Source organism: Enterobacter sp. 4974935, from assembly GCF_058661735.1.
The window spans coordinates 2,259,175-2,278,460 of record NZ_JBZWGT010000003.1 but is presented as its reverse complement, the minus strand read 5'-3'; the positions used below and the strand labels follow the sequence as shown (position 1 = coordinate 2,278,460).

16 protein-coding genes are annotated in these 19,286 nt (G+C 53.5%); 9 read left to right on the top strand and 7 right to left on the bottom strand.

All coding sequences use genetic code 11. The features are described 5' to 3' along the window. The gene (locus AC4OVS_RS12030; RefSeq protein ID WP_032622206.1) at window positions 1-1,269 is read left to right on the top strand and encodes a Y-family DNA polymerase; all 1,269 of its coding nucleotides are present in this window, start codon (window positions 1-3) and stop codon (window positions 1,267-1,269) included. A gap of 206 nt (window positions 1,270-1,475) precedes the next feature. Beyond that, on the top strand, window positions 1,476-2,237 hold the full coding sequence (locus AC4OVS_RS12025; RefSeq protein WP_038415995.1) for an OBAP family protein: 762 nt from the start codon (window positions 1,476-1,478) through the stop codon (window positions 2,235-2,237). Between the two features lie 74 nt (window positions 2,238-2,311). Here AC4OVS_RS12025 and AC4OVS_RS12020 read toward each other — a convergent pair whose 3' ends face one another. The 3 genes from AC4OVS_RS12020 to AC4OVS_RS12010 form a co-directional block, all read right to left on the bottom strand. Continuing rightward, complete coding sequence (locus AC4OVS_RS12020) at window positions 2,312-5,620, bottom strand: autotransporter outer membrane beta-barrel domain-containing protein (protein WP_410022500.1); 3,309 nt, start codon at window positions 5,618-5,620, stop codon at window positions 2,312-2,314. 333 nt (window positions 5,621-5,953) lie between these two features. After that, window positions 5,954-6,919: a magnesium and cobalt transport protein CorA gene (locus AC4OVS_RS12015; RefSeq protein WP_022648001.1), complete on the bottom strand. Its 966-nt coding sequence runs from the start codon at window positions 6,917-6,919 to the stop codon at window positions 5,954-5,956. A 121-nt stretch (window positions 6,920-7,040) separates the two neighbouring features. Then, window positions 7,041-7,898 (bottom strand): alpha/beta hydrolase family protein, encoded by an 858-nt coding sequence (locus AC4OVS_RS12010; protein WP_023306125.1) that lies wholly within the window; start codon window positions 7,896-7,898, stop codon window positions 7,041-7,043. 368 nt (window positions 7,899-8,266) lie between these two features. Here AC4OVS_RS12010 and AC4OVS_RS12005 point away from each other — a divergent pair, with 368 nt between their 5' ends. Both AC4OVS_RS12005 and AC4OVS_RS12000 read left to right on the top strand, forming a co-directional pair. Further along, window positions 8,267-8,632 (top strand): hypothetical protein, encoded by a 366-nt coding sequence (locus AC4OVS_RS12005; protein ID WP_045621686.1) that lies wholly within the window; start codon window positions 8,267-8,269, stop codon window positions 8,630-8,632. 10 nt (window positions 8,633-8,642) lie between these two features. Continuing rightward, a complete protein-coding gene (locus AC4OVS_RS12000; protein ID WP_022648004.1) occupies window positions 8,643-10,739 on the top strand; it encodes a pyrroloquinoline quinone-dependent dehydrogenase in 2,097 nt (698 codons plus the stop codon). A 74-nt stretch (window positions 10,740-10,813) separates the two neighbouring features. Here AC4OVS_RS12000 and AC4OVS_RS11995 read toward each other — a convergent pair whose 3' ends face one another. After that, the gene (locus AC4OVS_RS11995; protein ID WP_193132035.1) at window positions 10,814-11,404 is read right to left on the bottom strand and encodes a DUF4142 domain-containing protein; all 591 of its coding nucleotides are present in this window, start codon (window positions 11,402-11,404) and stop codon (window positions 10,814-10,816) included. A 249-nt stretch (window positions 11,405-11,653) separates the two neighbouring features. Between AC4OVS_RS11995 and AC4OVS_RS11990 the strand changes: the two genes are divergently transcribed. Both AC4OVS_RS11990 and AC4OVS_RS11985 read left to right on the top strand, forming a co-directional pair. Beyond that, entirely contained in the window at window positions 11,654-11,932 is a 279-nt protein-coding gene (locus tag AC4OVS_RS11990) for a YdgH/BhsA/McbA family protein (RefSeq protein ID WP_003857380.1), read from the top strand. 307 nt (window positions 11,933-12,239) lie between these two features. Then, a complete protein-coding gene (locus tag AC4OVS_RS11985) occupies window positions 12,240-12,413 on the top strand; it encodes a GnsA/GnsB family addiction module toxin (RefSeq protein WP_022648006.1) in 174 nt (57 codons plus the stop codon). An 87-nt stretch (window positions 12,414-12,500) separates the two neighbouring features. Here AC4OVS_RS11985 and AC4OVS_RS11980 read toward each other — a convergent pair whose 3' ends face one another. Both AC4OVS_RS11980 and AC4OVS_RS11975 read right to left on the bottom strand, forming a co-directional pair. Next, entirely contained in the window at window positions 12,501-13,337 is an 837-nt protein-coding gene (locus AC4OVS_RS11980; RefSeq protein WP_022648007.1) for an alpha/beta fold hydrolase, read from the bottom strand. A gap of 659 nt (window positions 13,338-13,996) precedes the next feature. After that, on the bottom strand, window positions 13,997-14,986 hold the full coding sequence (locus tag AC4OVS_RS11975) for a 2-hydroxyacid dehydrogenase (protein WP_003857375.1): 990 nt from the start codon (window positions 14,984-14,986) through the stop codon (window positions 13,997-13,999). Between the two features lie 210 nt (window positions 14,987-15,196). On the opposite strand from AC4OVS_RS11975, the gene AC4OVS_RS11970 reads away from it, so the two are divergent. Genes AC4OVS_RS11970 through AC4OVS_RS11960 form a run of 3 tightly spaced genes read left to right on the top strand, consistent with a single transcriptional unit; the run spans window position 15,197 to window position 18,349 of the window. After that, window positions 15,197-17,836, top strand: coding sequence for a YdbH family protein (locus AC4OVS_RS11970; RefSeq protein WP_427178547.1), 2,640 nt, complete (start codon window positions 15,197-15,199; stop codon window positions 17,834-17,836). Further along, window positions 17,833-18,024: a YnbE family lipoprotein gene (locus tag AC4OVS_RS11965; protein WP_003857369.1), complete on the top strand. Its 192-nt coding sequence runs from the start codon at window positions 17,833-17,835 to the stop codon at window positions 18,022-18,024. The genes AC4OVS_RS11970 and AC4OVS_RS11965 overlap by 4 nt, the downstream gene beginning before the upstream one ends. A gap of 7 nt (window positions 18,025-18,031) precedes the next feature. Next, entirely contained in the window at window positions 18,032-18,349 is a 318-nt protein-coding gene (locus AC4OVS_RS11960; RefSeq protein ID WP_022648010.1) for a YdbL family probable chaperone protein, read from the top strand. On the opposite strand, the gene feaR is transcribed toward AC4OVS_RS11960, so the two are convergent. After that, complete coding sequence (gene feaR / locus AC4OVS_RS11955; protein WP_023300024.1) at window positions 18,350-19,258, bottom strand: transcriptional regulator FeaR; 909 nt, start codon at window positions 19,256-19,258, stop codon at window positions 18,350-18,352. Window positions 19,259-19,286: the final 28 nt, after the last annotated feature.

The following is a 19,286-nucleotide window of genomic DNA, read 5'->3' as shown; positions in this document are numbered from 1 at the left end:
ATGTTTGCGCTCTGTGATGTGAATTCATTCTATGCATCATGCGAGACGGTATTCAGGCCAGATTTGAGAGGCCGACCGGTGGTTGTCCTCTCAAATAACGACGGTTGCGTGATAGCGCGCAGCGCAGAGGCCAAAGCCGCTGGCGTTACCATGGGGGCGCCATACTTTAAGCAGAAAGACCTGTTCCGGCGCGCCGGCGTGGTTTGCTTCAGCAGTAACTACGAACTTTACGCTGACATGTCCAGCCGGGTAATGACCACGCTGGAAGAAATAAGCCCTCGCGTCGAAATATATTCCATTGATGAGGCCTTTTGTGATCTCACCGGGGTTCGTAATTGCCGGGACCTGACTGATTTTGGCAAGGAGATCCGTGAAACGGTTTTGAAGCGTACGCACCTGAAGGTCGGCGTTGGCATAGCCCAGACGAAGACGCTGGCGAAGCTGGCAAATCACGCGGCGAAGAAATGGCAGCAGCAGACGGGTGGGGTGGTTGATTTATCCAATATCGACCGCCAGCGCCGGTTGTTGGCTATCGTGCCTGTAGAGGACGTATGGGGCGTGGGCAGGCGCATCAGCAAGAAGCTCAATGCGATGGGTATCAAAACGGCGCTGGATCTCTCAGAGCAGAGCACGTGGATTATCCGCAAGCACTTCAATGTAGTGCTGGAGCGAACGGTCCGGGAGCTGCGCGGCGAGCCGTGCCTCGATCTGGAAGAGTTTGCACCGACAAAGCAGGAGATCGTCTGTAGTCGGTCATTCGGTGAGCGCGTGACAGAATACGAGCAGGTGCGCCAGGCTATATGCAGCTATGCGGCTCGTGGCGCTGAGAAGTTACGTGGCGAGCACCAGTATTGCCGCTTTATCTCGGCGTTCGTAAAGACCTCTCCGTTCGCTCTGAACGAACCCTATTACGGCAACAGTGCCTCAATGACGCTTCTCACACCCACTCAGGACTCCCGCGACATTATCAACGCCGCGGTAAAGTGCCTCGACAAAATCTGGAAGGAGGGTCACCGCTACCAGAAAGCCGGCATTATGCTCGGGGACTTCTTCAGCCAGGGCGTTGCCCAGCTCAATTTGTTTGACAACAGCGCGCCGCGTGCCGGAAGTGAAAAGCTGATGGAAGTGCTGGATCGTCTGAACGCGAAAGATGGAAAGGGTACGCTTTATTTTGCCGGGCAGGGCATACAGCAGCAATGGCAGATGAAGCGTGAAATGCTTTCGCCGCGGTATACGACCCGGTATTCAGATTTACTGAGAATTCGATGAATGTTAATGGCTGTTTTGTGCCAGAAGCGGACATTGATATAAATGGCAATTGATCAAACAAATCTCTGATGCTCTTTCTGCCAGTATTTAAATGGTGTTCTTAAACGGAACGTACGCCAGTTTGCCGGATGGTTTAATAAAAACTCTCCTGGCGTGTCTGCGCGAATGTACTACTTTCAGTAAAGTGACTTTTACAGGGAGGGTCAATGAAACCATTATCGCTTTTATTATTGTCGAGCCTGACGTTAGTGGGTTGTGGCGCGAACAATACCCCTTCAAATACGCCTCTTCCGGGTGTAAAAACCTCCGTCGGGACGAGCACGCTTGAAGCCGGTGCTCAGCTTATCCAGTCCCGTCCGCCCATTGATGCAATGAGTGCCTACCTTGACGGTTTCCATTTTTATAGCGGGGATAAAAATGGCCAGATGGAAGCCCATCATTATGTAACCGTGTTGAATGAAGACGTGATGCAGGCGGTGATCTACGACGGTAACACCAAAGATGCCCGTTTAATGGGCGTTGAGTACATTATTAGTGAGCGTTTGTTTAACACACTGCCGCCGGAAGAAAAAAAATTGTGGCACAGCCATCAATATGAAGTGAAATCCGGCAGCCTGATTGCTCCAGGTTTACCTGCAGTGGCTGACAAAGCATTGATGAGCAAAATTGTGAATACCTACGGCAAGACCTGGCATACCTGGCACACCGACCGCGATAAAAAGCTGCCGCTCGGCATTCCGGCACTGATGATGGGCTTTACCGGGGAAGGGCAGTTAGACCCTAAACTTCTGGCGGACAGAGATCGACGCTTTGACGTGAGCACGCAAGCCATCAAAGAAGAACGTAAGGATATTGTGGCGCACCCAGTTGCTAAGGGAGCGGATGCCTGGCAACGTGGTGAAGAGATCCAGCTTAAGCGGGTTAAAGGTTCAGGTGAGCATGGCCAGGGCGACACAAGCCATTTTTGATATCAAAAGCCTTCAGGAATACCCCGGCAACGCCGGGGACAGGGCCAGTCCTATTATTTTCTCGTCCTCAGACATCAGAAACGCCAGGTGGCTGAAAGATTACCTGCAATCGAGTCATAGCCAGAACGAAACATTTCGCTTTCAACCCCGATGCCCAATTCGACATCAGCGTTGATTTTATAGCTCATACCTGCCTTAACACCCAGAGTGTCACGACCAGTCACCTGATTCCTGGAACTAAACCCTGTGCTTCGATAGTTGGCGAAAGAGGCTTGTTGCACTACGTTGCCATCAAGCAGTTCATGATCCCAGCTGAGCTGCAGCTCAGCTGCGAACGATGCCCCTGAAGCGAGGGGTACATTCCAGTTACCATTCACCCCGATACTTGATCTCAGAGAATCGAAGGTCTGCGAACCCAGCATCAGTCGGCTGCCGTCATTGCCGCTTTCCTTCACGCCGGGACGATGTAATGTGGTGTAATTCAATGACGTTACCGGTCCGGCGTTCACATTATTATTCAGCGCCCATCGATAGCCTCCGCCGGCCGTAACAGAACCTGACAATCCGGTCCAGGTGGCATGGTGGCTTGCTCCGTAAGTTTCTACATTAATGTTTCTGTCCAGCCAGCTGTCTTCAATACCCAATCGGCCAGTGCCGAATAAATACATTCCTTCGGACCTTTCAGCGCCGTAACGAGCATGAACACCCAGATCGAAAGCAGTGGTTTTCCCGGTTGCGGTTTCTGGTGATTTCACTGTCACCGACTGACCGCTGACCGCACCATGAAAGCCATAAATCCAGTTGTGATTCTCATCGTTTTGTTTTTCAGCACCGAATACAATGCCATAACTGCTGGCGTCGTACCCTACACTGTCACCCTGACGCTGTTGCCAGAAGCCGCCGCCAAAGGGTATGGCAAAGCTGCGCCATTCGCCTTCCGTCAGTTGCTTCGGCATAACCACAGGATTTGGCCCGCCAACGATCCGCGCTATCTGCTGTTCACGCTGCAGGGAACTTGCGAACATGGCGCTGTAGGCGCCCGCAGAAAGTTGCGGCAAGGCATTGCTGATACTCCCGCCATCAGTGGCTGAGAAATCCAGAGTACGGTACAGCGGTTGTATATCCGACTTAGCTTCCGCCACAATTTTATCCAGCGCTTGCCCTACCTGACGCGCATTAGCGTCCTGCGCATACCGGCTGTATGCGTTTGAAGCGCGCAGCATTGAGAGCTGCCAGCCATTCTTTCCCTGTGGCGTTGTTTGCAGCGTTAGCGTGGGTGAACGGAGCACGCTGTTCACCGCACTGAAATTGCCGTCGGAAGCGTCCGTTTTTAGCAAATCTTGCGTATTCAGACGCCAGTTTGTTGCGTACCAGTCCGGCTGCGGCGCAAACGTCAGTTGACCGTCAAATTGTGCGTGACCGTCCACTCGCAGAGTATCATGCCTGCCGCGCCCGTCGACTTCCAACAACAACTGCCCGGTATTCCCCTGTTGATAAGCACCGGATATATTGATTTGCCCAAGTGAATTACCCGGAGCAAGGATCCCGTTATTTACAAAGCGGCCTTCCTCATTAAGCGTATAGCTGGCGTTGCCGGACAGGCTGGCACCTGGCGCGATAGTCATGCTGTAAATCTGGAAATCGCCATTAAGCGAGGTTTTCCCTCCGTGCGCGTCCAGTGCCAGATTATTGATACCTTCAATGTTTCCGCGGTACGTAAAGCTGAAATCAGCATCGGCAGCTTCCGTCGCTTGCCCGTACGCATTGGCCTTCCGACCGAAGGTAAGCAGCGTTAACCGCTGTTGGCCATAGTCATCCCGCTGGGCGTAGTCCGAATAAATATCACCCTCCAGCCGGGCACCCGTTAATATATTTATATTACCGACCAGCGCGTTCGGTGATATATAAATCGCCGCGCCTTTACCGGCAACCCGTCCGCTGATGTCGGCATTGTCTACCAGCGCTCCCTGCAACTCGGGTAATAACGCATCGTAATAGCCGTCCACGATATGAAGCCAGGATCCACGATAGTCCACCTCGTTACCCAGGAGGTTATTGCCAAAATCAAAACTGATACCGACGCCACTGGCTCCCAGTGCCTGAACGTCGCCACGTTGAATAAGGCTGTGCTGTTTACCGTAGGCAAACATCACCCCACGGCCATTAACGCCATCGGCGTATATCCGTACACCGGGATCGATGCTCAGGGTGTTATTTTGCCCATCTATACGGATGCCCGCGCCGCCAGCCCCTGACGTCAACAGGTCCGCTTGTTGAAAGATATGGTTATTACTGCCATACACATGCAGGCCAACTCCCAGATTAGCGGTATTGTATTGACCAGCCAGATAGCCATCCGCCTGCTGATTACGCTGAAAATAGCCATTGCGGTTAACGAGCGTTTGCCCGTTGCCATACAGCGAAAAACCGAAAAAGTTACGCCGGTCAATCTGATATTCCATATCCTGCAGCAACGCCAGTTCCGCTTCCATAAACGTGGTGTAATTGCGGTAGTTCTGATGGCTCATCATGCTGTTTTTCAGCTCGATATGGCTCATGTAGTTATCATCGACCGAGCCGTCGTCTGCTAACATTTTCACCGGCACGCCAGGCATGGCGCCTGCAAGGACTTCATCCACATGCCTGCCGGTGAAATAGCCTTTATCAAGCCGTACATCAAAGCCTTGTGGATCCCATCTGTTATTGCATCCATTACATAATATTACTTGCCCTGGCCGGGCAGGATTGCCACGGTCATCGCGCAGATGGCTGGTCCAGGAGCCAAAAGGCACGGTATCAAAAGCAGGCGTGAATGTGCCACTTCCTTGCAGATCGGTAACCATATTGGATATTCCCAGTCCATGTGCCAGCTCATGAACAGCGACGCTGACCAGATCGGCCTTTCCAGTGCGCGGCAATTGCGCGGGCACATAGGGAACGTTATCAAAATCCAGTTTGCCCATGATGAACTGGGCGTGGGAGCCAAAGGTCAGCTCTCCGGTATCAATACCGTTCAATGCGCCTTGCAACTGCGTCAGACTTATAATGCCGTCGGTAACTGAATCGCTGGAACCTGCGGCATTCTCGTCGTTAAACGTCCCCACATTGATAATGGCAGGCAGTTGCCCTGGGCTGGGGGTAATAACCTCAGCCCAGTAACGCATAGCATCGAGTATTTTTTCTTTTTGTTGCTGGCCAAGATCCCAGGTTGACTCAGACGCATTCGGCCAGTCCGGCATAAAGGGGCCGTCGCCAACATTAAAGAAACGCACTTCAAATACCGCAATATTATGTGGGTTATAGACCAGATAGCTTTCTCCTGCATACGGATTATTACTGACAAATAAACCCGTTAATGCAGCCGTCATAAAAACCCTTTTCATATTAACCATCCTTGTGTGAAAAAATAATGTTTACGTCCGTCAATATAAATTCACATCTGAGCTCAATGAATCATAAACAAATATAATAATTATCGATGTGGTTTGATAATTTAGAATAACGAGTGACCTTGCCCTGTGATAGCCTCGTTTTTCAGGATTTTATAAACGGTGGAGCGGGCGATCCCGGATTGAGCAACCGGGTCCCGGTGAACAGGAATGTACCGACATATGCAGGGGAAATAACGGATAGGGTATGGTGTCGTGGCATAATCGACATAAGCGTGAAGCTTTACTGTACTTCACGACACCAAAAACTATCAGATCGCTTATCAATCAAAGCCAGCGAGAGCGTTTGAGCCGAAGCCACAGTAATACACAGGCTCCCAGCGTGACAGCGACCGTAGCCGGATAACCAAAGAGCGTCTTCAGTTCCGGCATATGTTCGAAGTTCATACCATACATGCTAAAGACTACCGTCGGGATCACGAGGATGGCCCCCCAACCGGCCAGTTTCTTCACGACTTCGTTTTGCTGCACTGAAACCAGTGCCAGGTTAACGTGCATCGCGCTGCTTAGCAGCTCACGCATGTCATTTACATCCGTTACTACATGGCTTGCGTGATCCTGAATATCTCTGAAATACGCCCTGAGGGGTTTTGGAATAAGTTCTTCATGAATGCGGATAAGCTCTGTACAGATTTCTTCTACTGGCTGAGCGGCGTTGCGAAGCCCGAGTAGATTACGGCGGAGGGAATACACGTCCTGAATAGCTTCACGGTCAAATTCACTGTGAAAAAGTGTCGCTTCTATATCACCAATTTTGGTGTTGAGGCGCGCAGTCAGCTCTGCATAACTGTCAACAATAAAATCCAGAATACAGTAAAGAGGATAAGCCGGACCGTACGAAAGCATGTCCGGGGCCTCAGCAGCACGGGCGCGTATAGGTGCATAGCTCACTGAAGCACCATGGCGCACCGTAATAAGGAAGTTTCGGCCCACAAACAAATGCGTTTCGCCAAACTCAATATTGTCGTCCTGTCCACTGACGGTTTTTACAACGATAAATGCCGAGCTGCCATAACGCTCTATTTTAGGCCGCTGATGTGCATTAAGCGCATCCTCAACGGCCAGATCGTGCAGACCGAACTCCTCCTGGACTTTGTACATAAACGCAGGTTCAGGCTGCCAAAGCCCCAGCCAGATAAACGCATCGGTATCCTGGATGACTTCACTGATATCCTCAATATCTACGGTTTCGGCGGGGTGGCCTGAACGGTAGACCATACAGTTAACAATCATTTCCTGACTATCCCTTAAGCATGTGTCTAAGAAGCTTAACCATTTCCGTTAAATTTCCAAATTTTTATGCCGGCAGGTTTTAATATGTTGAATACTCAGAAAGGTCATGTTCACGCGTCGTTCAATCCGGGCACTGACTCTCCAGCCATTGACCGACGACGGGCCATAATTTCTCCGCACATCGCGTACGAAAAAATCCCATATGCCCAATGGACGAAAGACCAAACTCTGCGTGCCGTATCTCGCAGCGTTCTATTTTTGCTTGTTGCACCGGCTCCATCAGCCGCGCAATAGCTTCACGGTTAGCCCAGGGATCGTCATCAAATCCCATTACCAGCACGGGTAGGGTGATCTCACTTGCCCGTTGGCGTGCATTCCAGTGTGGATCATCGTAGAAATATCCAGGCATTGCGCTCCAGCGCCCCCATTGAAGCATGACTGGCGCCGGTAAATCTTCACCCAGCCCCAGGCGCCTGGCAGGCATGTAACCGAAGATACGGCACAGAATCGGAGCCAGAACACGTAATACGCACCAGACACGCACCTTTTCTGTGGTGCGTTTGATGGTGCTCGTCACCCCGGCATGTGAGGCTACAATGACCGCAGCTTGCAGGGCGTGGGTGGCTGTTGAAAGCAGAACGGCATGCCCGCCCACACTGTGTCCTACCGCCAACAGGCTAAGCTCTGGAAAATGTGCTTTAGCCCAGGCGGTTATACATCCGACGTCCTGGTCGATCCAGTCAGACATCGAAACGCGGTAAGTACGGACCAGCCCGGATTTAGAGAGGCCGGTGCCGCGATAATCGTATGTGAGGACGTTGAATCCTCTGTTAAAAAGATATTCTGCGAATCCCTTATAAAACCCCTGTACAACCGCCGTTGCCGGATGAAGGAGCACTATCGCTTTGGCATCGCTTCTTTCCCAAATTGTGGCTGCCAGAAATCCACCTTCATTGACGGGTATTATGACTGAACGCATTCATAGAGCCTTATTTATGTGGTCATACCAGTTATGCCTGAATTAAATCTAGCCTTTACTACCCCATCTGGCGATTTTTTTTTACAACCCAGCGTTTGTCCCTCGCTCAAAGCAGACAATAAACCTCGCCCGAGCGTTTTTAGCGAAACACACTGCCTTATGGGCTCAACGTGAGGAAGGGGACTCGCCGGATAAACGCCCCTTTAAAAAATCCTCTTCTATACTCAGTTACGTTTAGGGAAATATGCCGCCGTTTTTCACGTCGCGTTGTTTTAATAGCCATTGCACGCGCGAACAGCAGGGACATATATCCACGAAAACGCCTTAATGTTGGTCCATTTTGCATTTTTTAGAGGGGGATTCCTGGTATGTTGCATTCTCAATCTTCGCGCGTCGGCACTATTTTGCTGCTGTTGGCCGCGGTTATAGGCTTCGCGGTGGCGCTATACGCCTGGTGGACGCCGCTTACCGGCGTCACAGACACCATTGGCGCACTGGGCGTGGCCATTGCCAGCGCGGTGCTGGCGATACTGATCTTTGTGTTACGTGCGGCATCGGGGCGCGGGGCGCGTGTTTTCCTGATTATTGTCACCCTGGTGGTGTTGGCGGGTATTGGTTTTGCCGCCGCGCTGCTGCACCAGTACATCATAACGGCAGCCATGGTGGTCGGCCTGATTGGTCTGATTATGCTGAGCAGCCATTCCGCCCGTTACAACCATTCCGTCAGAACCTGAGGAGCCGCCCGTGCATAACGATAAGCATTATCCCTTCATAAAAGTCAGCATGACGGCGCTGGCGCTGCTGGTCACCCCGTTCGCGCTGCAGGCGCAGGATAAAGCCGCTGAGGCCTCTCAGGGGACCCAGGAATCACTGAATATTGATGCGGCCGATCAGCAGGCGCCTGGAACCACAAAAACCACAGACGATGCCTCAACCGGTAGCGGTGACGGAAAGAAAGTCGCCTCGGCCAGCCAGCCAGCGACGCCGCTGGTGCCCGGCACGCCAACCTGGGACAGCTTCCACGGCCAGCTTAACGCGCAGAAATACAGCCCGCTTACCCAGATCACGGCGGATAACGTCAGTAAATTAACGAAAGTCTGGGAGTTCCATACCGGCGACGTCTCGGATGGTAAAGGTGATACGCCAGCGACCGTGTGGTCCGCAACGCCCATTTTCGCTAACGACACGCTCTACATCGGTACCCCTTTCGATCGCCTGATTGCGCTGGATCCGGGCACGGGTAAAGAGAAGTGGCACTATGACACCAAATCGTCGCGCAAGGCACTGACCCAGCCGGTGCTGAAAAACCGCGGCGTTTCCTACTGGCAGGCCAAAAATCCGGTGAAGGGAGAGGCGTGCCAGAAGATGGTCTATATGGGCACCGTTGACGGCAAGCTCTTTGCGCTGGACGCCGATTCAGGCAAACCGTGCAGCGGCTTTGCGGACAATGGGGTGCTGGATCTGAATCAGTGGAACACCGTTAACGCCAAGTATCCGCTCTCTGTCCTGCAACCGCCAACCGTCGTCGGCAACCATCTGCTGGTGGGTTGGGCCGGGAAAGACTGGGCCTATGCCGAAGCGCCTCCGGGTACCGTATTTTCTGTCAACGCCCAGACCGGCAAGCTTGAATGGACCTTTGAGGCGATACCGGCAGAGATCCGCAAGCGTACCGGTACCGCTAACGTCTGGACGCACATGTCCGCCGATGAGGCCAATGGGCTGGTCTATCTCCCGGTCTCATCGCCGTCTCCCAACTATTGGGGCGGCAACCGCGTCGACGCAATTCCGCTTGGCACCTCCACCACCGCGCTGGACATCAACACCGGTAAAGTGGTCTGGTCCCGTCAGTGGGTACACCACGACGTCTGGGATTACGACATCAACTCTGCCCCGACGCTGATGGATATCACCGTAGACGGCAAGCAGATCCCGGCGCTGGTTCAGGCCACCAAGCAGGGCTTCCTGTTTGTGGTTAACCGCCTGACCGGGGAGGACGTCTGGCCAATCGAAGAGCGTCCGGTTCCGCAGGGTGATGGTTCGGTCCAGGGCGAAGTTCTCTCGCCTACACAGCCGTTCCCGACCAAACCTGCGCCGCTGCTCGACCAGTCGAAAAAGCCGGAAATCTGGAAGCTGGCGGATATCGTCGGTGGCGGCCAGTGCTCTCGCCTGTGGGATAACCTGACCTATGAGGGAATGTATACTCCGCCTACCACCAAAGGCGAAGGCACGCTCACCTATCCCGATAGCGCCGGCGGCGTGCAGTGGGGCGGGGTGGCGTTCGATCCGCAAAAACAGATCGCCATCGTCAACACCTCGCATATCGTTCAGTACGTGAAGCTCTACAGCCGTGAGGATTACGATAACGCGGACAAAGACTCCGGCAATGAAAGCGGCTTTGCCCCACAGGAAGGCGCCCCGTACGGTATGCGTCTGCTGGTGGCGAGCAACTGGCTGGGCATGCCGTGCTGGCAGCCGCCATTTGGCGAAATCGTGGCGATAGACATGCACACGGGCGATGTGAAATGGCGTCGTCCGGTTGGCGCCTCACAGCAGTATGGCTTCTTCATGCCGGAAAGCTGGGGTTCGCCTACCATTGGTGGCCCGGCAGTGACGGCGGGTGGCGTGATCTTCATCGGTGCTTCAATGGATGCCAAAGTGCGTGCCTACTCGGTAGAGAGCGGTGAAGAGCTGTGGTCCGATCAGGCAGAAGCTCCAGCGGTAGCGAACCCGTCCGTGTATGAATATAAGGGTCGGCAGTATGTGGCCTTCGTGGCTGGCGGGAACACGATCCTGAAGGATCAGGTAGGCGATCAGGTGGTTGTCTATGCGTTGCCGGAATAATTCATCAGGAAGGTGAAATAAGCGTGGGGCCTGCGGGCCCCACTTTATTTTGCAGTAGTCGTTTCACCGACGCGTTATTTATCGGCTGATGCGCCAGCACGCGTTGACATCTGCTCGGCGGACTTCAGATGCTGCTCAACGACTGGCGTGTGCTCGTTGGCCAGAGCCTTCACATCCGGATCGTCAATTTTACTGGCGTCGCTCTTAAGCTTCGACAGCACCTTCTCGTGGTCCTTCACGCCAGCATATTCCATATACATTTTGTCAAAAGCGTCACCGCGCTGGTTTTCAAGCCTTGAGTTCAGGGCTTTATGGGCGGCGTCTGGCTCGGTCGGCAGCTCTATGCCCTTTTTCTGGGCAACGGCCTGCACTTTGGTCAGGGCGGCGCCGTGGTCGTCGACCATTTTCTGGGCGAATGTTTTCACTTCACTGGTCTGGGCCTTGTCCAGGGCGAGCCTGGCGGCGGCGACTTCGTTGATATTGGCCTGCGCCATATCCTTCAACGCTTTCTCGTCGCCGGAGCTGAGTCTGGCGTCCGGTTGAGCCTGGCCCGCAGCGTTAGTTTGCGCGGCGCTTGTCGTCTGGGCTTGTACGCCAACGGTGCTGAACATTGCTGCAACTGCTGATACGGCTAGCAGCCTTTTCAGGGTTTTACTCGTGTGCATATTGTTCTCCTGATGGTCATGGTACAGGTAAGTTTCGGTTACCTTACGCGCAACCGGGCAGATAAATGCTAACTGCACAGGTCAGTATAGTAGATGAACCTGCTGTAATCGCAGGTTGCGTCAGAGAGGGCAGGTAATAATGCTCAACAGGCGACGCTTATCGCTCAGTCTCTCTACGACATTGGCACGGATCATTCCCATATTTGATGCTAATGTTAAATAGATAGATTTATTAACAGGAGGAATGATATGAAAAAAGCACTATTAGGGAGTGTATTGGCTTTAACAGTTGCAAGCTTTGGCGCATCTGCGGCAGATATGATTTCCAAAGATGAAGCGCACCACTTCAAACTTGAATACCTGGGCAATGTATCTGTAGGGGCTTCAGGTGGACAAATTTCTTCACCTTCAGATCTTCATCAAAAACTCTCGAAACTGGCAGATGAGAAGGGCGGGAAATACTATGTCATCATCGCCGCTCGAGAGCATGGCCCTAACTTCCAGGCCGTAGCAGAAGTCTTCAAATAATCTTTCCGAATAACGCAGAAACCCGCTCATGGCGGGTTTTTTGCTTATAGGGAGCAAAAAAAATGCCCCTGGTGCGGGGCGAGTTTGAGTCAAATCTTTTCTTATGTTTATGTGCTCTAAGGCGTTGGCACAATAACAGCTTATTCAAATAATGCAATCTAAATGCATATTTAAATGCAATGGCCCCATCTGCCCCTCATCTCAAGGTGAAGGCAGCATACGTAACGCAGATAGTCTACGCTTTACATAGGGTTATGGTTAAAACCAGTTAGATACTGGAAACAGTAAACGGCCGCAAGAGGTAAATATGAAAGTTGACGCAATGACGCAAAAGGCAGAGGAAGAAATTTCAGCGCTTATAGCCAAAAAAATTGCAGAATTACGAAAAAAAACAGGGCAGGAAGTATCTGAAATTGAGTTTATCGCTCGTGAGGCCATGACAGGCCTGGAGGGGTATGAAGTAAAAATCAAACTCCTGTAAGCGTTTCTTCCTGAAATGGTCGCTCAATTCTTGCCGCAAAAGAGAACCGGGCGTGGTGCCCGGTTGTTTTATGGATAATCAACGTCTTTATGAGCGAATAAACGTCAGGATATCGGCATTTATGGTATCTGCATGCGTGGTATGCATCCCATGCGGGAAGCCTGGATAGATTTTAAGCTCGCTGTTTGCGAGCAGCTTATCCTGAAGAAGGGAGGCATTTTTATACGGGACGACCTGATCGTCATCACCCTGCAACACAAGCACGGGAACGGTGATAGCTTTGAGATCGTCCGTCTGGTCGGTTTCTGAAAATGCCTTAATGCCATCATAGTGGGCTTTGGCGCTACCGATCATACCCTGACGCCACCAGTTCTGGATTGTTCCCTGCGAAACCTCTGCTCCGTCTCGGTTAAATCCATAGAAAGGGCCGCTGGCGACGTCGAGGTAAAACTGGGCGCGGTTAGCGGCCAGCGCCTGGCGGAAGCCGTCGAACACCTCAATGGGCGTACCGCCGGGGTTCGTGTCTGATTTTACCATCAGCGGAGGAACGGCGCTGACCAGTACCGCTTTGGCCACCCGCCCCTGAGGCTGGCCGTACTTCGCAACGTATCTGGCGACCTGGCCTCCGCCGGTGGAGTGGCCGACGTGCACTGCATTACGCAAATCAAGGCTTTCGACCACGGCTGATGCGTCGGAGGCATAATGATCCATATCATGACCTTCACTTACCTGATCGGAACGACCATGACCACGACGGTCGAGGGCGATGACGCGGAAGCCTTCTGCAAGGAAAAAGAGCATCTGGTTATCCCAGTCATCGGCGCTCAGCGGCCAGCCGTGATGGAAAACGATCGGCTGCGCATCCTTCGGACCCCAGTCTTTGTAATAAATACTGACACCATCTTTCGTTGTTACGAATGCCATATTTCAGACTCCTCTGCTAATGGCAACATGTGTGAAGGCTAAGTAAATAGCCCAGCATTTAGGGACGTAATAAAACTGACTTATATTAATCTTATTACTGATATATCCGCTTAAAGTGTAGAAGGGTTCCTGAAAACAGTTATAGATTAATTTTGTATGGTCATTATTTATTTTTAAACGAAATATCCCCTAAACCAGCCGGGGCACTGTGTTATTTTTCTCGCGTGGTGAATCCCCCTGTGCGGAGGGGCTAAACAGCACGTGTAGCTTAGGCAATCAGTAGCGGGTCAAGGTGGCTGACCAACGACTCACCGGGAGGCACCCGGCACCACACATACGTTAAAGCTTGTATCTCGCTAAATTTATTAGGGATGGTGTATGAAGTTGGGCTTTTTGGCTGGAGCAGTGCTGGCAACCTGGTTGTCTTTAACCTACCCGACGCAAATGAGAGCTGTTTTTGAACAACTGGTTACGATAGTGCAGCAAATCACGCAGCCTTCAGCAGAGCCTCATTCTGATATGGTCACACCGGAACAGTCATATCCTTGATTGTTATATTTACGATGAACGTTAGCCATCTTAATAGTTAACCTGTGCTTATTTTTCTGATGGGCTTATTATTGGCCGGGCAGAGGTTACCGCCACCCGGCCTGACGGTCTTAAACGATCGCGTTAGGGCACGCTTCGCCCTTATCAAGCTGCTGTAAATTCCCCAGCGTGGTTTCCGAAATACTGATCAGCGCTTCGGCGGTCAGAAACGCCTGGTGGCCGGTGAACAACACGTTGTGGCAGGCCGACAGGCGACGGAACACGTCGTCCTGAATCACGTCGTTAGATTTATCCTCAAAGAACAGATCGCGTTCGTTCTCATACACGTCCATACCCAACGCGCCGATTTTTTGCGTTTTCAACGCTTCGATAGCGGCCTGAGAGTCGATCAGTCCGCCGCGGCTGGTATTAATGATCATCACGCCGTCTTTCATCTGGTCGAACGCCGACTGGTTAAGCAGGTGATAGTTTTCCGGGGTCAACGGACAGTGCAGGGAGATAACATCAGACTGCGAGAAGAGCGTTTTCAGATCGACATACTCCACGCCCAGCTCCAGCGCAGCGGCGCTTGGGTACGGATCAAACGCCAGCAGGCGCATGCCAAATCCTTTCAGGATGCGTAGGGCGGCCACACCAATTTTGCCGGTACCGATCACGCCTGCGGTTTTACCGTACATAGTAAAGCCAGTCAGCCCTTCCAGAGAGAAGTTGGCATCACGGGTACGCTGATAGGCACGGTGAATACGACGGTTGAGCGACATCATCATCCCGACCGCATGTTCTGCCACGGCTTCCGGAGAATAGGCCGGAACGCGAACAACCTTCAGACCCAGCTCTTTGGCGGCATCGAGATCGACGTTGTTAAAGCCCGCGCAGCGCAGGGCAATGTATTTCACGCCCTGTTTTTTCAACTCTTCCAGTACCGGTCGGCTACCGTCATCGTTAACGAAGATACACACGCCTTCGCAGCCGTGGGCGGTTTTAGCCGTCTTTTCAGTCAGCAGAAAGTCGAAAAATTCAAGATCGAAACCGTACGTCTCGTTAACATGTTGCAGATACTTTTTGTCGTACTGCTTTGTGCTATATACCGCGAGTTTCATAAGACTTTCTCCAGTGATTTTGGAACCACGTTAGCATGTTTAAAATTATCTTACAATTTTTCAAAATTCATTGAAATCAATAAGTTCTATGAATTATTGTAGAGCATCTACTCTTAAAAATGGCATTACCTTCAACTGACTGGCTAAACATGCGACAATGAGCGGCAAGAACGGCTTATTTATTTCGCAAAATCAGGATATTAACTGCCCATGAAGGGTAAATACAAAGCCGCAATCGCGCTATTACTGCTGCTATTTCTTGTGCCGCTGACGCTGCTGATGACGCTCGCCCAGTGGGTGCCCACGCTCGCCGGGATCTGGCTTCCCGTTGGAACACGCATTGCGTTTGAAAAAAGCCCACGGCTCACGCGCCACGCCCTGATCATCCCCGATCTCCGTTATCTGGTAGAAGAGTGCGAAATTGCCCGCGTGGAAAACGTGACCCTGTCACACCCCAGCCGCTGGGATCTGGATATTGGCGCACTTGAACTTAACTCTGTCTGCCTGAGCAAATTACCGCAATCGGCGCCGTCTACGGTGGCGCCGAAAACGCTGGCGCAGTGGCAGGCCATCCTGCCCAACACCTGGCTGACCATCCACCGTTTTACCCTTTCTCCCTGGCAGCAGTGGGAGGGTGAGCTGCATGCCTCACTCACGCCAGCCCGCCAGGACATCACCTATAAAGGCGAGCAGGTGAGCATTAAGGGGCAGTTGCGCGGCCAGACGCTCTCCTTCAGCCAGTTCGATGTGCAGCTGCCGGACCAGTCGCAGCCCGTGAAGCTGGTCGGTGAATTTACCCTGCCGCTGGTGCCGGACGGCGTACCGGTGAAAGGGCATACGGTCGCGACCTTTAACGTGCCACAGTTATCCTCGCTGGTCGATGCCGATCTGGACTGGGAGGATAATCAGGGCCAGCTGGTGGTTATGGCGCGGGACAACCCCGATCCGCTGCTCGATTTACCGTGGCAGATCACCGCTCAGCAGTTGACCATCAGCGACGGGCGCTGGAACTGGTCAGCCTCCGGTATGCCGATGAGCGGTCGCATCGGCCTGAAGGTGGATAACTGGCAGCAGGGGCTGGAAAAAGCCACCTTCACGGGGCGGCTCAACGTGCTGACCCAGGGAGATGCGGGTAAGGGCAACGCGGTGCTGAATATCGGTCCCGGCTCGCTCAGTATGGAAAACAGCGCTATGCCGCTGCACCTGAGCGGGGAAGCCAAGCAAAACGATCTGATCCTGTATGCCAGACTCCCGGCGAAGCTGACCGGCAGCCTTTACGATCCGCAGCTTACGTTTGAACCCGGCGCACTATTGCGCTCGCGCGGACGCATCATTGACTCGCTGGATATCGATGAGATCCGCTGGCCGCTGGCGGGCGTGAAGCTCACGCAAAAGGGCGTGGATGGCCGCCTGCAAGCCATTCTGCGGGCGCATGAAAACGAGATGGGCAATTTTGAGCTGCATCTGGACGGCCAGGCTAACGACTTTTTACCGGACAACGGTTTGTGGCAGTGGCGCTACTGGGGTAAAGGGAACTTCACGCCGATGAACGCGCGCTGGGATGTCCGGGGGACCGGGGAGTGGCGCGACAACGTTATCGAACTGACCGATCTTTCCACGGGGTTCGACAAATTGCAGTACGGCACGATGCTGGTCAGCAAACCGCGCCTGGTGCTGGATCACCCGGTGCGCTGGTCGCGGGACCCGGATAACCCCACCTTTAGCGGCGCGCTCGCGCTCAATGCCGGGCAAACAAGCTTTTCAGGCGGAAGCGTGCTGCCGCCGTCCGTTTTGACCTTCAGCGTTGACGGGACAGATCCGACGGTGTTCCAGTTTAAAGGGAACCTGCATGCGGATGACATCGGCCCGGTCCAGGTGAATGGACGCTGGGACGGCGAACGCCTCCGCGGTCAGGCCTGGTGGCCAAAACAGTCTCTTACAGTGTTCCAGCCGCTGATCCCGCCAGACTGGAAAATGACCCTGCGCGGCGGCGAAATGTACGCGCAGGTGGCTTTCTCGGCGGCCCCCGACCAGGGGTTTGAGGCCGGGGGGCACGGCGTGCTGAAAGCGGGCAGCGCGTGGATGCCGGATAACGAAATCAACGGCGTTGATTTTGTTCTGCCGTTCCGCTTAAGCCAGGGCACCTGGTCACTGGGCACGCGCGGACCGGTAACGTTACGAATCGACGAGGTGAAAAACCTGGTCACAGCCCGAAATATCACCGCGGATCTCCAGGGCGATTATCCCTGGACCGAAGCGAACCCGCTCCTGCTCACCAACGTGAAGGTGGAAGCGCTCGGCGGGAAAATCACCATGCAGCAGTTGAGAATGCCGCAGCACGATCCGGCTTTACTGCGCGTGGATAATATTTCCTCCAGCGAACTGATAAGCGCGGTAAATCCGAAGCAGTTTGCCATGTCCGGCCCGGTGAGCGGCGCGCTGCCGTTCTGGCTGGACAATGAGAAATGGATCATTAAAGATGGCTGGCTGACCAACCCGGGGCCGATGACGCTGCGCATCGACCAGGACACGGCGGATGCCATTGTGAAAGACAACGTGGTTGCCGGGGCGGCGATCAACTGGCTCCGCTATATGGAAATTTCGCAGTCGTGGACAAAACTCAATGTGGATAATCTGGGTGTGTTAACCATGCAGGCGGCCATTAAAGGCACCAGCCGCGTCGAGGGCAAAAGCAGCTTCGTTAACCTGAATTACACCCATGAAGAGAACATTTTTACCCTCTGGCGCAGCCTGCGCTTTGGGGACAATCTGCAAACATGGTTTGAGCAACATGCGGCGATACCCCTTCTCCGCGGTTCGACAGGCAAGGAAAGTGAGGAACAACAATGAAAAAGAGGGCTGGTGTACTCACCGTGGCCGTCGTCGCGCTGCTGTCAGGCTGCACGCCGCGCATTGAAGTGGCGGCGCCCAAAGAGCCGATCACCATCAACATGAACGTGAAAATCGAGCATGAAATCCATATCAAGGTGGATAAAGACGTCGAAGCCCTGCTGAAATCCCGCAGCGATCTGTTCTGAGGATGCCATGAAACGATTAGCTCTGATGTTACTGGCGCTGGGGATGAACGTTCACGCCGCCACGCTTACGCTCAACGATGCGCGCACCCAGGGGCGCGTAGGGGAAACCCTGAGCGGCTATCTTGCGCCCGTTCAGCACGACGCTGAAACCCTGGCGCTGGTGAACCGTATTAACGCCGCACGCACGGAAAGTTACCAGCAGCTTGCTGACAGCAATAATTTGCCCGTCGACGAGGTGGCGAAAATGGCGGGGCAAAAGCTGGTGGCCCGCGCGCAGCCGGGTGAGTACGTGAAGGGGATTAACGGCAAGTGGCTGAAAAAGTAACTAGCGGTAACGCTTACGGTATTCGCCCGGCGAAACCCCGAAACGTTGCTTGAAGGCGGTGGAAAAATGGCTATGGTCGGTAAAGCCCCAGCTGTAGCCAATGCCCGCCAGCTTTTCGTCATCGCCGATGGAACGCAGCGCCTGAGCGCATAAATCGAGGCGACGGTTCTTAATATACTGCGCCACCACCAGCCCTTTCCCGGCAAACATGCGGTACAAGCTACGCACGGACATGCCGCTCTCTGAGGCTATCCACTCCGGTCTTAACGCCTCCGACTGAATATGATCGTCAATCAGGGACAGAACGTGGCGGAACTGACGCTCCTTGCGCGGCAGCACCTCGTCATGCTGCTGGAAGGCCGGACGCAGCAGACACACCATCGCCTCCAGCGCCGCTTCGCTTTCACTGGCGCTGAGATCGGCATTGCCCATGCTCTCCTGTAATAGTCGGTAGCTCAGCTGTACGGTAGGCAAACTGCGGGAGAGGGGCAACGCGCACCTCACTTCCTGAAAACGCGCGTGTTGCTCAATGATTTGTCGCGGGAGCAACAGAGAAATCTGGCGGGAACGCTCCTGCCAGTAAATGGAGCACGGGCGGGAGGCATCAATCAGCGTGATATCCCCGGCTTTCAGCAGCGCGCGCTGGTCGTCCTGTTCGATTCCGGCGCTGCCTTCCAGCTGAAACACGGTGTAGAACCAGGCGTCGTTGCCGTTTTTGATCTCCTGACGGGTGCGAAACAGGTTAACGCCTGCGGCGGTCACCGTGCTCAGCTTCAGACTTTGGGTATAGCTGGTTTCCAGTTCGCCGAGAAACGCCCCCTCTAACGGACGTGCCGCAAAGCGCCCACAAACCTGGTTAATTTGCGCCAGCCACTGCTGAAAATTGTCCTGTTCGCTTGCACATGCCATTGATTTTCTCGCTGAACCGTCACTGTTT